The 13159-nt window shown below is 61.0% G+C and carries 14 protein-coding genes; 9 read left to right on the forward strand and 5 right to left on the reverse strand.

Annotation, left to right across the window (positions count from 1 at the left end):
* Positions 1-68: 68 nt before the first annotated feature.
* The 3 genes from AC07V4_RS23195 to AC07V4_RS23205 all read right to left on the reverse strand — a co-directional run bounded on the left by AC07V4_RS23195 (position 69) and on the right by AC07V4_RS23205 (position 3020).
* Complete coding sequence (locus AC07V4_RS23195; protein WP_431750680.1) at positions 69-710, reverse strand: oxidoreductase; 642 nt, start codon at positions 708-710, stop codon at positions 69-71.
* 30 nt (positions 711-740) lie between these two features.
* On the reverse strand, positions 741-2459 hold the full coding sequence (locus tag AC07V4_RS23200) for a C13 family peptidase (RefSeq protein ID WP_431750681.1): 1719 nt from the start codon (positions 2457-2459) through the stop codon (positions 741-743).
* Between the two features lie 105 nt (positions 2460-2564).
* Entirely contained in the window at positions 2565-3020 is a 456-nt protein-coding gene (locus AC07V4_RS23205; protein ID WP_431750682.1) for a MaoC family dehydratase, read from the reverse strand.
* 158 nt (positions 3021-3178) lie between these two features.
* Between AC07V4_RS23205 and AC07V4_RS23210 the strand changes: the two genes are divergently transcribed.
* From AC07V4_RS23210 to AC07V4_RS23220, 3 genes are read left to right on the forward strand one after another with little or no spacing between them, the layout of a single operon-like run.
* Positions 3179-3532, forward strand: a complete 354-nt coding sequence (locus AC07V4_RS23210; protein ID WP_431750683.1) for a CidA/LrgA family protein — start codon at positions 3179-3181, stop codon at positions 3530-3532.
* Complete coding sequence (locus AC07V4_RS23215) at positions 3529-4245, forward strand: LrgB family protein (RefSeq protein ID WP_492638246.1); 717 nt, start codon at positions 3529-3531, stop codon at positions 4243-4245. The genes AC07V4_RS23210 and AC07V4_RS23215 overlap by 4 nt, the downstream gene beginning before the upstream one ends.
* Positions 4246-4266: 21 nt before the next feature.
* Entirely contained in the window at positions 4267-4860 is a 594-nt protein-coding gene (locus AC07V4_RS23220) for an LON peptidase substrate-binding domain-containing protein (protein ID WP_431750685.1), read from the forward strand.
* Here the strand turns inward: AC07V4_RS23220 and AC07V4_RS23225 are convergent.
* Together AC07V4_RS23225 and AC07V4_RS23230 are read right to left on the reverse strand one after the other, a co-directional pair.
* A complete protein-coding gene (locus AC07V4_RS23225; protein ID WP_492638245.1) occupies positions 4854-6170 on the reverse strand; it encodes a bifunctional DedA family/phosphatase PAP2 family protein in 1317 nt (438 codons plus the stop codon). The two genes, AC07V4_RS23220 and AC07V4_RS23225, sit on opposite strands and share 7 nt — an antisense overlap.
* Before the next feature lie 116 nt (positions 6171-6286).
* Positions 6287-6970: a DNA-3-methyladenine glycosylase gene (locus tag AC07V4_RS23230; protein WP_492638244.1), complete on the reverse strand. Its 684-nt coding sequence runs from the start codon at positions 6968-6970 to the stop codon at positions 6287-6289.
* 175 nt (positions 6971-7145) lie between these two features.
* Here AC07V4_RS23230 and AC07V4_RS23235 point away from each other — a divergent pair, with 175 nt between their 5' ends.
* The 6 genes from AC07V4_RS23235 to rodA all read left to right on the forward strand — a co-directional run bounded on the left by AC07V4_RS23235 (position 7146) and on the right by rodA (position 13145).
* Complete coding sequence (locus AC07V4_RS23235; protein ID WP_492638243.1) at positions 7146-8411, forward strand: glutamate-5-semialdehyde dehydrogenase; 1266 nt, start codon at positions 7146-7148, stop codon at positions 8409-8411.
* Positions 8411-9055 (forward strand): nicotinate-nucleotide adenylyltransferase, encoded by a 645-nt coding sequence (nadD, locus tag AC07V4_RS23240; RefSeq protein WP_431752245.1) that lies wholly within the window; start codon positions 8411-8413, stop codon positions 9053-9055. Before AC07V4_RS23235 ends, nadD begins: the two co-directional genes overlap by 1 nt.
* A gap of 69 nt (positions 9056-9124) precedes the next feature.
* Positions 9125-9619 (forward strand): ribosome silencing factor, encoded by a 495-nt coding sequence (gene rsfS, locus AC07V4_RS23245; RefSeq protein WP_492638242.1) that lies wholly within the window; start codon positions 9125-9127, stop codon positions 9617-9619.
* Between the two features lie 9 nt (positions 9620-9628).
* A complete protein-coding gene (gene rlmH / locus AC07V4_RS23250; RefSeq protein WP_003176297.1) occupies positions 9629-10096 on the forward strand; it encodes a 23S rRNA (pseudouridine(1915)-N(3))-methyltransferase RlmH in 468 nt (155 codons plus the stop codon).
* A 15-nt stretch (positions 10097-10111) separates the two neighbouring features.
* The gene (gene mrdA / locus AC07V4_RS23255) at positions 10112-12010 is read left to right on the forward strand and encodes a penicillin-binding protein 2 (protein WP_492638241.1); all 1899 of its coding nucleotides are present in this window, start codon (positions 10112-10114) and stop codon (positions 12008-12010) included.
* A 31-nt stretch (positions 12011-12041) separates the two neighbouring features.
* A complete protein-coding gene (gene rodA, locus AC07V4_RS23260; RefSeq protein WP_057703348.1) occupies positions 12042-13145 on the forward strand; it encodes a rod shape-determining protein RodA in 1104 nt (367 codons plus the stop codon).
* The last annotated feature ends 14 nt before the right edge of the window (positions 13146-13159 follow it).

Genomic DNA, 13159 nt, shown 5'->3' on the forward strand with positions numbered 1-13159 from the left:
ACAGGGGAATGCATTCCAAATGTGGGAGCTGGCTTGCCTGCGATGACGCCCTTCTGTTCACCACAAAATTACTTGCCTAGCTTGCGCAACTCATCCGACTCCACCACCCGCACCCCATCCTGCTCTTCCAGTGCCAGTCGCCACATGGCCCGGGCCAGTTCGCATACTTCAATGCCGCGGTATTTACCCGGAATCAAGCGTGACAAGGGGCCGGCCAGTTGCTCGGCCAAGCGAGGCTCCAGCCGGTCTCCCAGCAGCAACGAAGGTCGCACGATGGTCAGTTGCGGCCAGTCCTGTGCTTTCAGCGCTTGTTCCATCTCGCCTTTGACGCGGTTGTAGAAGATCGAGGATTTCGGGTCGGCACCAATGGCGCTGATCACGATGAGGTGGCGTGCACCCATTTCGCGTGCGCGTTTGGCAAACGCCACGACCATGTCCAAGTCGACGGCGCGAAAGGCGGCCTCCGAGCCGGCTTGCTTGATGGTGGTACCCAGGCAGCAGAAGGCGATATCCACCTGGCCGCTCAGTTGCGGCAGGAACACGGCGGGGTCACCCACCGGGTTCTCCAAGTGTGGGTGTTCGGCCAGGGGTTTGCGGCTCGGTGCCAGTACGCGGGTCACCGTGGGCTCGTTGAGCAGGCGGTCAAGCAGGTGCTCTCCGGTCAGTCCGGAGGCCCCGGCCAACAGGATATGTTGAGGTGTCAGGTACATGGTGTTTCCCCCTTTGTTACACGTTACAGCTTAGTTGCCTTTGGCTTCCTTGCTATTCATTGAGACGCTTTCGAGCGCCTTTCGTGCCTGCTGTTTACGTAAGAGTTGCCAATGGGCGATCACGCCTTTGGGGGCCCACATCTGCGGTTCCGAGGCCTCGAAATTGTCAGCTTGTTCACGCTCGGCCACGTGCAGTTGCGCCAGCTTGAAGGCTTGCTGCAAATCGTCGGTCTGGTTGAAAGCCTGGGCAAAAAGGGCGTCGCCGAAGTAGGTGAAGTCCGCTTCCTCGGAGCAGCCGAACGACACGCGATCGGCGCGGGAGGCGGTCATGATCAAGGTGCGTTCATCCTTGAGTGCCGGGATGAAGCCGCCCGAGTAGCAGGCGGAGATCACGATGATCTTGTCACGGTTTTTCAGCGGCTCGAGCACGGCGGCCAGTTCGTCGGCGGGCAAGTCGGCCAGTTCCATGCGTGGCTGGTCCAGCACGAACTCGTGTTCGTGGGTGCCGTGGCTGGTCATATAGATGAACACCAGGTCTTCCGGCCCCGTGCGCTCGGCCAGGGTCTGCACGGCCCGGCGCAGGCTTTCGCGCGTCGCCAGCGGGCGGTCGGCGATATGGTCGCGATGGTTGACCAGGCGAATCTGCCCATGCGCACCGAAGCGGGTGGCGAGCATGTTGCTGACGTAATCCGCTTCGCGCAGGAACACGCTTTGCTTGCCATCACCGGCGACGGCCAGGGTGTAGAGCTCGACGGCAGGCGTGGAGCGCGGCACGGCAGCAAGCGCCTCATCCAGCAAGCGACCTTGGGCCAGCACGCCGATTTCCAGCGGGTCAGGCAGCAGCTTGCCGTCGGCGTCGCGGACCCGCATGCCGTTGACCCAGGTGCCGGCCTGTACGGTGCCGTCGGTGAGGACGAGGGTGCCTTTGCCCTGATAGTTGTCGCTGTCGAAACCGCCGATATAGAAGCTGCCATCGGTGAGGTTCAGGCGACCCTCACCGGTAAAGCGCCATTCGCTGAACTGGCCCACATAGTGGCTGCCATCTACACCGATCAGCTCGCCCTTGCCGCTGAGGGCGCCTTCCTTGAACTGGCCGATCCACACGTCGCCGTCGGCATTTTCATAGCGACCTTTGCCGTTGAGCTGGTTCTGCTTGAACTGGCCGACATAGATATCGCCCTCGGCGCTGTTGAAGGTGCCATTCCCTTCGAGTTGGCCGTCGACGAAGTGGCCGCTGAACTGGTTGCCACTGTCGTCGTTGCGCTGGCCTTCGCCATTGGGCTTGCCATGGGCGAACTGGCCCTGGTACTGGCTGCCGTCAGCCAGCTCCAGGCGGCCGAGGCCGGAATACTGGTCGTCCAGGAATTCGCCGCGATAGGTCATTTGCCCCTCTTTGAGGGTGCCTTCGCCGTTACGTCGACCGTTTTTGAAGCCGCCCACGTAGCTGCTGCCCGAAGTGGTCAGGCTGCCTTGGCCATCGAACAAGCCTTGCTGGAACTGGCCTTTATAGACTTCGCCGTTGCTGCCATGCCATTCGCCCTGGCCGTGCCACTGGCCCTTGTCGAACTGGCCGGCGTACCAACTGCCGTTGGGGTAGTCCACACGGCCCTGGCCTTGCAGCAAACCGTTGACCACATCGCCCCGATAGCGGCCACCATCGGGCAGGCGCGCATCGGGCGGCAACAGCGATTCGCCGTCTCCGCAAGCGGTGAGCAACAGGGCAAGGGCAAGGGGAGCGAGTGGGCGCATAGCGGGATCCGGATAATTGAGCGCCGAGTATGCCGCAGCTGCGAGATTCATACATAAATTTACATACACTGTGGCAAGGTTTATCGCCTCGCCACAGGGCCGACCTTATACGAAGCAGAGTGACAACGACTCGGCGATGTAAGCGGGTTTTTCCTGGCCTTCGATTTCCAGGGTAGCAGTGGCTTTAAATAGCCATTGCCCCGGCTTTTTCTCGCTGACGTCGGTGAGGGTGACGTTCAGGCGGACCTTGGAGTTCACTTTCACCGGCTGGATGAAGCGCACGCTGTCCAGGCCATAGTTGACCGCCATCTTCAGGCCCTCGGGCATGATCAGGATGTCTTCCATCAGCTTGGGCATCAGCGACAGCGACAGGAAACCGTGGGCGATGGTGCCGCCGAACGGGGTCTGGGCGGCCTTGACCGGGTCGACGTGGATGAACTGATGATCGCCGGTGGCTTCTGCGAACAGGTTGATACGCGCCTGGTCGATGGTGAGCCATTCGGAACGTCCCAGTTCCTTGCCGACATAATCTTTGAGCTGCGCTACAGGTACATAGGGCATTGCGACTCTCCTTGGTTCATCGATTTTTATAGATTTGCGAGATCCATGGTAGATCATCATGGGCAATCGGCTCGGTCAACCCACCATGCTTTTGGCGAATGCCGGAGCATAGGGCGGGCATGCTTATAATGCGGGCGAGCTTTGAGGGGAGAGAGCGGATGCTGTTACGTGGCCTGACCTGGCTGGTGCTGTTTCAATTGATCGGCACGGCGATCAACCATTTGCTGTTGCCGGTGCTGCCGGGGCCGATCATCGGCTTGCTGCTGATGTTGGGTTTCCTGATATGGCGCGGTGAAGTCGGCGAGCCCCTGAGCCAGGCGGCCGGCAGCCTGTTGCGTTACTTGCCGCTGCTGCTGGTGCCACCGGCGGTGGGCGTGATGGTGTACGCCAAGGACATTGCTGCCGACTTCTGGGCCATCGTCGGTGCGCTGGTGGTGTCGCTGGTGATCGCCATGGGCTTTGTCGGCGTGCTGATGCAGCAGATGGTCAAACGCAAGGAGAAGGACCAATGACCTTCGACTGGATGGGCGCGTGGACGGCTGTGATTCATCATCCCTTGTTCGGCATCGGTATCACTCTGGGCGCCTATCAACTGGTGCTGGCAGGGTTCGAGAAAACCCGCTGGATTTTCCTGCAACCGGTACTCGTCTCCATGTTGCTGGTGATCGGCGTATTGATCAGTTGCGGCCTGAGCTACACCGAATACCGCAAGAGCACCGAGATCATGGGCATCTTGCTCGGCCCTGCGACCGTCGCCCTGGCCGTGCCGCTTTATCTGAACCTGCGGCGGATTCGCCAATTGTTCTGGCCGATCTTTACTACGCTGGTGATAGGTGGCGTGTTGGCCACCGGTTTGTGTGTATGGCTGGGTTGGTGGTTCGGTGCCGAACATATGATGCTGATGACCATGGCACCCAAGTCGGTCACTTCACCGATCGCCATGTTGGTGGCTGAACAAATCGGCGGCGTGGCTGCGTTGGCGGCGGTGTTTGTGCTGATCACCGGCGTGATCGGCGCGATGATCGGCCCGGCGTATCTGTCGGCCTTGGGCGTGCGCAGCCCTGAAGCTCGCGGTATGGCGCTGGGCATGACCGCTCACGCCGTAGGCACTTCAGTGGCTTTGCAGGAAAGCGAAGAATGCGGCGCCTTTGCGGCGCTGGCCATGAGTCTGATGGGCGTGGCCACGGCAGTGTTCCTGCCACTGGCCGTGTCGGTGATCGTTTAAACCGGGTTTAAGGAAACCTTTATGAGTCTGGCGCTGTTCCCGCTCAATACCGTGCTGTTCCCTGGCTGCACCCTCGACCTGCAACTGTTCGAGGCGCGCTACCTGGATATGATCAGTCGCTGTATGAAAAAGGGCGAAAGCTTCGGCGTGGTGTGCATCCTCGACGGCAAGGAAGTGGGCATGGCCCCCGACGGTTACGCGTTGATCGGCTGCGAAGCGTTGATTCGCGACTTCAAGCAGCAGGACAACGGGCTGCTGGGGATTCGCGTTGAAGGCGGGCGCCGTTTCCGCGTACGCGATGCCGGCGTGCAGAAGGACCAGTTGCTGGTGGCCGAAGTGCAATGGCTGGAAGAGCTGCCGGACCAGGCATTGGAAGAAGAGGATGCAGATTTGCTGGCCCTGCTGCATGCCCTGGCAGAACATCCGATGGTCGCCTCGCTGGACATGGGGACCCACGCTGATGGCCAGCAGGCGCTGGGCAATCAGTTGGCCTACCTGCTGCCGTTCACCGAGGCCGACAAGGTCGACCTGCTGCAACTCGACGATCCGCAACTGCGGCTGGATGCGATCCAGATGTTGCTCGACGAGTTGCAGGGTGAGCTCTTCACTCAGTAGGCGTAGCGCAGCATGGCGTGGGAGGTGCCGGTGAGGGCGATAAAGCCCAATACCACCACCACGACCGGCAGCAGCAACCACCAGGTTTTTTGCGACATGGGCGGCAGCGGGCTGCGGTATTGGATGGCGGTCAGGCTGAAGGCGCATACCGTCATCGCCAGTAGTGTGCCGGCCAGGATGTCGGTGGGCCAGTGTGCGCCCAGGTACACCCGCGACAGTGCGATAAACGCGGCGGGAATACACCCCAGCAACAGCCAGGTCAGGCGCAACCGCGTGGGTTGCCCACGACCGGCCAGCACTGCCAGTGCCAGGAAAAACGCGAAGGCGCCGGAGGCGTGGCCGCTGGGCATGCTGAAGCTGGTCAACGGGTCTGTCAGGATGTCCGGGCGGCCACGGGCGAAAAACAGTTTGGTGCCGGTGTTGATCACCGCCGCGCCGGCCAATGTTGCACCGACAAAAAGGGCGTGTCGCCATTGCCGCGCCAGTAGCAGTAAAGCGGTGAATACCGCGCTGGCAACGAACATCTTCTTGAACTCGCCCAGCTGGGTGATCATTACCATGGCTTCGTCCAGCCACGGGCTACGGTGCTCCTGCACCAGTGCGCTCAAGCCCTGATCGAATGCGTCGAGGTGCGGGTAGCCGATAAACAGTGCGATCAACAGCGTCAGGCAGGCGCAACCTACCCACAGGGTGGCGCGACGGTGGCCGCGCAGGCTGCTGTTCAGGCTCAGCCCCAGCAGCACGGCCAGGCAGGCTGCGACAATGCCGGCCTGTGGCCAGAAACCTTCCGGCAATGGCAGGCGGAACGCTGCGCCGGTCGCCCAGCCCGGCAGCAGGTAAGCCACCGACCAACCTGCCGCCGCAACAATGCTCACCGCCGCGAAACGTGGGAAAGGCATGTCGCACATGCCGGCCACCATCGGCAGCATGGGGCGTAATGGGCCGATGAAACGGCCTACCAACAGGCTGGCGATTCCGTACTTGTGGAAGTAGGTCTCGGCGCCGCTCATCCATTCGGGATGATGGCGCAGGCCGGGCAAGCGCCGGATATTCTGATGGAAGTGGCGGCCCAGGTAATAGGAAATCCCGTCGCCCAACAAGCCGCCGAGAAAGCCCAGCAGCAAGGTTTCACTCAAGGACAGTGTGCCGCTGCCGGCCAGTGCGGCAATCGCAAACAGCAACACTGTGCCCGGCACGATGACCCCAGCGATGGCCAGGCACTCTATGAATGCGACGATAAACACCGCCACCGCCAGCCACTCGGGGTTCAGGGACAGCCAGCCGGTAATGCTATCGAGCCATTGGCTCATACGCTCCACTCCATCATGGGGAACACTGAGGATCAAAATGTGGGAGGGGGGCTTGCCCCCTCCCACATGGGATCTGCTTTGCTGCTGATATTGGTTTTCAGCAGGAGGCGGCGTGTTCAAATCAGAAAATAATCGCGGCCTTCGACCTGGCCTCGGCGTAACGGGTTCCGCGTGCAGTACGGCGCGTAGCCAGCATCCACAAAGCGGTACATCAGGTGTTCATCGCGTCCACTGGGGATGCCCAGGCGGGTGGTCTGGATAATGTGTGTCGGCGTTTGGCCTGCGTCTTCAACGTAGAGCCGCTCCTGATCAAAGCGCTTGGCGTCCCACATCGGCACTTTCAGGCCCAGTGCCTTGCACAGCAGGGTCTGGCCGGCGCACAGCTTTTGCGAGGCGCGTGGGTGGCCGTTGGCGTCCGGGTTGTTCAGCAGCATCTGCGCCAGGCTCGCTGGGCCGGACACTTCGTCTACCCACGGGTAGGCCGATTTGATCAGGACGGCATTGCCCGGGCCCTGGGCGCTGAAGTTCAGCGAGTCGCCGCCACGGGCGTAGTACATGTAGACATGGCCGCCATCCAGAAACAAAGCCTTACGCTTTTCTGTGTAGCCGAGTGAGGCGTGACTGCCTTTTTCGGCCACGTAATAGGCTTCGGTTTCAATAATTCGCGCTGAAAGCCAGATATCGCCGACGCGATGGCGGATGACTTTTCCGAGCAATTCTCGCGCAAGAATTTGCGCGTCACGGTCGAAGAAGCTGTCGGGCAGGGCGCTGGCGGGGCGTTCGGGCAAAAAAATGGTCATGGCGGTTGGAGGTTAATACGGCTAAATGTGACGGAATCATAACAACTCCCACCTTAATTACCGCTGAACCCCAGGTTTTTACAGTTCATTTCGACCATCCGCCCCTCACCGCTGTCAGTCGGGCGGCGTCACAGCTATAATCTGCCGCTTTCCTCCCTGCCAAGACTCCCTGACCATGACTGAGTCCGTTCTTGACTACATGACCCGCCTGGGTCGCGCTGCCCGTCAGGCCTCGCGGTTGATCGCCCGTGCGAGCACCGCGCAGAAGAATCGCGCCCTGCTGGCCGCCGCCGACGCTCTGGATGCTTCGCGCTCCGAGCTCACTGCCGCCAACGAGCAAGACCTGGCCAACGGTCGCGCCAATGGCCTGGAGCCGGCCCTGCTGGACCGCCTGGCGCTGACCCCGGCGCGTATCGACGACATGATCGAAGGCCTGCGTCAGGTGGCCAAGCTGCCTGACCCCATCGGTGAAATCCGCGATATGCGTTACCTGCCGTCCGGCATCCAGGTCGGCAAGATGCGCGTGCCCCTGGGCGTGATCGGCATCATTTACGAGTCGCGCCCGAACGTGACCATCGACGCTGCGAGCCTGTGCCTCAAGTCCGGCAACGCCACCATCCTGCGTGGCGGTTCCGAGGCGATCAATTCCAACCGTGCCATTGCGGCCTGCATCCAGCAGGGCCTGGCCGTGGCCGAATTGCCTGCCGAAGTGGTGCAAGTGGTCGAAACCACCGACCGCGCTGCCGTTGGCGCGCTGATCACCATGCCGGAATTCGTCGATGTGATCGTGCCGCGCGGTGGCAAGAGCCTGATCGAACGCGTCAGCCGCGATGCCAAGGTGCCTGTTATCAAGCACCTGGACGGCGTGTGCCACGTTTATATCGACATCGCTGCCGATATCGACAAGGCCATCCGCATCGCCGACAACGCCAAGACCCACCGCTACGCCCCGTGCAACACCATGGAAACCCTGCTGGTGCACGCCGGCATTGCCGAGCGCGTGCTGCCGCCGCTGGCTGCCATCTACCGCGACAAGGGCGTTGAACTGCGTGGTTGCGAACGTACCCGTGCGCTGTTGGGCGCGGACGTGATCGAAGCGACCGAGCTGGACTGGTACACCGAATACACGGCACCGATCCTGTCGATCAAGATTGTCGACGACCTGGACGAAGCCATCGAACACATCAACACCTACGGCTCCAAGCACACCGACGCCATTGTTTCCGAACATTTCAGCGATGCCCGGCGCTTCCTCAACGAGGTGGATTCCGCCTCGGTGATGATCAACGCCTCGACGCGCTTTGCCGACGGCTTCGAATATGGCCTGGGCGCGGAGATCGGTATTTCCACCGACAAGCTCCACGCCCGTGGCCCGGTTGGGCTGGAAGGCCTGACCAGCGAGAAGTACGTGGTGTTCGGCGACGGTCATGTGCGCACTTGATGGCTAAACGCATCGGGCTGCTCGGCGGTACTTTCGACCCCGTGCACATCGGCCATTTGCGCAGTGCCCTGGAAGTTGCGGATGCCCTCGCGCTGGATGAGCTGCGCATGATGCCCAACGCCCGGCCGCCGCATCGCGATACGCCGCAAGTGTCGCCACGGCAGCGCCTGGAAATGGTGCGCCTGGCAGTGGAAGGCATAACGCCGTTGGTGGTGGACGACCGCGAGCTCAAGCGCGATAAACCGTCCTACACTGTTGACACCCTGGAGCTGATGCGCGCCGAGTTGGCCGCGGATGACCAGTTGTTTCTGCTTTTGGGCTGGGACGCATTCTGCGGCCTGCCCTCTTGGCATCGCTGGGAGGAACTCCTCCAGCATTGCCACATCCTGGTTTTGCAACGCCCGGATGCCGACAGCGAACCGCCGGATGCCTTGCGCAACCTGCTGGCCGCGCGGTCGGTAAGTGACCCCTTGGCCCTGACCGGGCCGAACGGGAATATTGCATTCGTCTGGCAGACCCCGCTTGCGGTGTCCGCCACCCAGATCCGTCAACTGCTGGCCAGCGGTAAGTCGGTACGTTTCCTGGTGCCTGACGCGGTCCTGGCCTACATCGATGCGCACGGACTTTACCGTGCGTCGAACTGAAAAGGCGCGCTTGAACGCACGAATGAATGTGCAGCGAGCGCCCGAACATACGAGCAAAACGAGTTTTATATGACGAACAAAGACGTAAGCAAAGTTAAGCGCAAAGGCACCTTCAAAAGCGCGCCGTTGCCGGTTGAAGCCCACACCGGCCCGGAGCTGGCTGGCGAAGATCTGGTAAAAGTCGCCGTGGCTGCCCTGGAAGACGTTAAAGCCCAGGATATCCAGGTGCTGGACGTGCGTGACAAACAAAGCATCACCGACTTCATGATCATCGCTACCGGTACTTCGAACCGTCAGATCGGCGCGATGCTGGACAAGGTCCGTGAAGCCGTCAAAGCCCAAGGCGTGAAGCCGCTGGGTGAAGAAGGCAAGGGCGACAGCGACTGGGTATTGCTGGACATGGACGACGTGATCGTTCACATGATGACTTCCAACGCTCGCCAGTTCTATGACCTGGAGCGTCTGTGGAAAGGCGCCGAGCAGAGCCGTGCCGCTGATGGCAAGCACCACAGCCCGGAAGTGGGCCACGCACACTTCGACAAGCTCAACAAAGACCAGGAATAAGGAACGGCTGTGCGCCTGCGTCTGATCGCTGTCGGTTCACGCATGCCCAAGTGGGTGGAAGAAGGCTGGCACGAGTATGCCAAGCGTCTGCCCGCTGAGCTGTCGCTGGAACTGGTGGAAATACCGCTCAATACCCGGGGCAAGAATGCCGACGTGGCCCGCTTTATCCGTCAGGAAGGCGAAGCCATGCTGGCCAAGGTCGGCCCTAACGAGCGCATCGTCACCCTCGAAGTGCACGGCAAACCCTGGAGCACCGAGCAGTTGGCGGTGGAGCTGGATCGCTGGCGCCTGGACTCGCGTACCGTCAACTTCATGGTGGGTGGCCCGGAAGGGCTGGCACCTGAAGTCTGTGCGCGGGCCGATCAGCGCTGGTCGCTGTCGGCGCTGACGTTGCCGCACCCGTTGGTAAGGATTCTGATCGGTGAACAGCTGTATCGCGCCTGGACAGTTCTGTCCGGGCACCCTTACCACAAATAATCTGCGCCCCTCCCGATGACTCAACCGATCCGCATCAAGGACCATGAGAAAGACGCACGTCTGGTACGCGCGCGGGTGGTGTTTGGTGCGATTCTGGTGGTGGTCCTGATGGGCGTGCTGATCGCGCGCCTGTATTTCCTACAGGTGATCCAGTACGACTATCACTCCACCTTGTCGGAAAACAACCGGGTGCATGTGCAGCCGATCCCGCCGACCCGTGGCCTGATTTTCGACCGCAATGGCGTGGTGGTGGCCGATAACCGGCCCAGCTTCAGCCTGAGCATGACTCGTGAGCGTTCCGGCGATTGGCAGCAGATCCTCGATGTCATTGTCGAAGTGCTGCAACTGACGCCGGAAGACCGGGCGATCTTCGAAAAGCGTATGAAACAGGGGCGACGGCCATTCGAGCCGGTGCCGATCCTGTTTGAGCTGACCGAAGAGCAGATCGCGCGGATCGCGGTGAACCAGTTCCGCCTGCCCGGTGTGGAGGTGGTGGCGCAGTTGGTGCGGCATTACCCGCAAGGGCCGCACTTTGCGCACTCGGTTGGCTACATGGGGCGGATCAACGAGAAAGAGCTGAAAACCCTCGACCCAGTCAACTACAGCGGCACTCACCATATCGGCAAGACCGGCATCGAGCGCTTCTACGAGCCCGAGTTGCATGGCCAGGTGGGTTACGAAGAAGTCGAGACCAACGCCCGTGGCCGCGTGCTGCGGGTACTCAAGCGCACTGATCCGATCCCTGGCAAAGACATTGTGCTGAGCCTGGACATCAAGCTGCAGGAAGCGGCGGAGATGGCGCTTGGCGGTCGACGTGGCGCAGTAGTCGCTCTGAACCCGGCCACCGGCGAAGTGCTGGCGATGGTCAGCCAGCCGAGCTTTGACCCGAACCTGTTCGTCACCGGCATCAGCTTCAAGGCCTATGCCGAACTACGTGATTCCATCGACCGTCCGCTGTTCAACCGCGTGTTGCGCGGACTGTATCCGCCAGGCTCGACCATCAAGCCGGCCGTGGCGATTGCCGGCCTGGATTCGGGCGTGGTCACGGCATCGAGCCGCGTGTACGACCCGGGCTACTACATGCTGCCCAACTATGACCACAAATACCGTAACTGGAACCGCACGGGTGACGGCTATGTCGATCTGGACACCGCAATCATGCGCTCCAACGACACCTATTTTTACGACTTGGCCCACAAGCTGGGGATTGATCGCTTGTCTGCCTATATGGGCAAGTTCGGCCTCGGCCAGAAAGTCTCCCTGGACATGTTCGAAGAATCCCCTGGCCTGATGCCGTCACGGGAATGGAAGCGTGCGACCCGTCGTCAGGCGTGGTTCCCGGGCGAAACCCTGATCCTCGGCATCGGCCAGGGCTATATGCAGGCAACGCCTTTGCAACTGGCCCAGGCCACGGCGCTGGTGGCGAACAAAGGTATCTGGAACCGTCCGCACCTGGCCAAGACCATCGAAGGCGAAAAGCCGGTGGACGAAAACCCGATTCCCGACATCGTACTGCGCGACCCGTCCGACTGGACCAAGGTCAACCATGGCATGCAGCAAGTGATGCACGGCGCTCGCGGTACGGCACGCAAGGCGGCGGTTGGCGCGCAATATCGCATCGCCGGCAAGAGTGGTACGGCCCAGGTGGTCGCGATCAAGCAGGGTGAGAAATACGACCGCTCCAAGGTTCAGGAACGTCACCGTGACCACGCCTTGTTTGTCGGTTTCGCCCCGGCGGACGACCCGAAAATCGTGGTGGCGGTGATGGTCGAAAACGGTGAGTCCGGCTCCGGCGTTGCCGCTCCTGTGGTACGCCAAGTGATGGACGCCTGGCTGTTGGCCGACGACGGCAGGCTCAAGCCCGAATATGGCGGCCCCCCTTCAAGCCCCGAGGTTACGGCCCGTGAAGAGTAATTTTGACCGCATCCTCTCCAGTGAAGATGTGATGCGTCGCCGTGCGACGTTGCTGCAGCGCATGCACATTGATGGCCCCTTGCTGATCCTTCTGCTGACGCTGGCGGCCGGCAGCCTGTTCGTCCTTTATTCGGCCAGCGGCAAGAACTGGGATTTGCTGATCAAGCAAGCGTCCTCATTCGGCCTGGGCCTGTTGTCGATGGTGGTGATTGCCCAGTTGGAGCCGCGTTTCATGGCGCGCTGGGTGCCGCTGGGTTACGTGGCCGGTGTGTTGTTGCTGGTGGTGGTGGACGTGATGGGCCACAACGCCATGGGCGCAACGCGTTGGATCAATATCCCGGGGGTGATTCGCTTCCAGCCGTCGGAATTCATGAAGATCCTGATGCCGGCGACCATCGCCTGGTACTTGTCCAAGCGCACCTTGCCGCCGCAGCTCAAGCATGTGGGGATCAGTCTGATCCTGATCGGCGTGCCGTTTATCCTGATCGTGCGCCAGCCCGACCTGGGCACCTCGCTGCTGATCTTGGCGGGCGGTGCGTTCGTGCTGTTCATGGGTGGCTTGCGTTGGCGCTGGATTCTCAGTGTGCTGGCTGCCGCGATCCCGGTGGCCGTGGCCATGTGGTTCTTCTTTATGCATGACTACCAGAAGCAGCGGATCTTGACGTTCCTCGATCCGGAGAGCGACCCATTGGGCACGGGCTGGAACATCATCCAGTCGAAGGCAGCCATTGGTTCCGGTGGTGTATTTGGCAAGGGTTGGCTGCTGGGCACTCAGTCGCACCTGGACTTTTTGCCCGAGAGCCACACCGACTTCATTATTGCGGTGATGGGTGAGGAGTTCGGTCTGGTGGGCATTTGCGCACTGTTGCTGATCTATTTGCTATTGATTGGTCGCGGGCTGGTGATTACCGCCCAGGCACAGACGCTGTTCGGCAAATTGCTGGCCGGCAGCCTGACCATGACCTTTTTTGTTTACGTTTTTGTCAACATCGGTATGGTCAGTGGCCTGTTGCCGGTGGTTGGGGTGCCGTTGCCATTCATTAGCTACGGCGGAACTTCGCTGGTGACATTGCTGTCAGCGTTTGGGGTTTTGATGTCGATTCATACGCATCGCAAGTGGATCGCACAGGTTTGAATAAGGTGAAGATG

This window comes from Pseudomonas sp. GW821-FHT03A09 (genome assembly GCF_059421065.1).

Coding starts and splice junctions, on each gene's coding strand:
- AC07V4_RS23195 (WP_431750680.1), bottom strand. CDS start 710: ATGTACCTGACACCTCAACATATCCTGTTGGCCGGGGCCTCCGGACTG.
- AC07V4_RS23200 (WP_431750681.1), bottom strand. CDS start 2,459: ATGCGCCCACTCGCTCCCCTTGCCCTTGCCCTGTTGCTCACCGCTTGC.
- AC07V4_RS23205 (WP_431750682.1), bottom strand. CDS start 3,020: ATGCCCTATGTACCTGTAGCGCAGCTCAAAGATTATGTCGGCAAGGAA.
- AC07V4_RS23210 (WP_431750683.1), top strand. CDS start 3,179: ATGCTGTTACGTGGCCTGACCTGGCTGGTGCTGTTTCAATTGATCGGC.
- AC07V4_RS23215 (WP_492638246.1), top strand. CDS start 3,529: ATGACCTTCGACTGGATGGGCGCGTGGACGGCTGTGATTCATCATCCC.
- AC07V4_RS23220 (WP_431750685.1), top strand. CDS start 4,267: ATGAGTCTGGCGCTGTTCCCGCTCAATACCGTGCTGTTCCCTGGCTGC.
- AC07V4_RS23225 (WP_492638245.1), bottom strand. CDS start 6,170: ATGAGCCAATGGCTCGATAGCATTACCGGCTGGCTGTCCCTGAACCCC.
- AC07V4_RS23230 (WP_492638244.1), bottom strand. CDS start 6,970: ATGACCATTTTTTTGCCCGAACGCCCCGCCAGCGCCCTGCCCGACAGC.
- AC07V4_RS23235 (WP_492638243.1), top strand. CDS start 7,146: ATGACTGAGTCCGTTCTTGACTACATGACCCGCCTGGGTCGCGCTGCC.
- nadD (WP_431752245.1), top strand. CDS start 8,411: ATGGCTAAACGCATCGGGCTGCTCGGCGGTACTTTCGACCCCGTGCAC.
- rsfS (WP_492638242.1), top strand. CDS start 9,125: ATGACGAACAAAGACGTAAGCAAAGTTAAGCGCAAAGGCACCTTCAAA.
- mrdA (WP_492638241.1), top strand. CDS start 10,112: ATGACTCAACCGATCCGCATCAAGGACCATGAGAAAGACGCACGTCTG.
- rodA (WP_057703348.1), top strand. CDS start 12,042: ATGCGTCGCCGTGCGACGTTGCTGCAGCGCATGCACATTGATGGCCCC.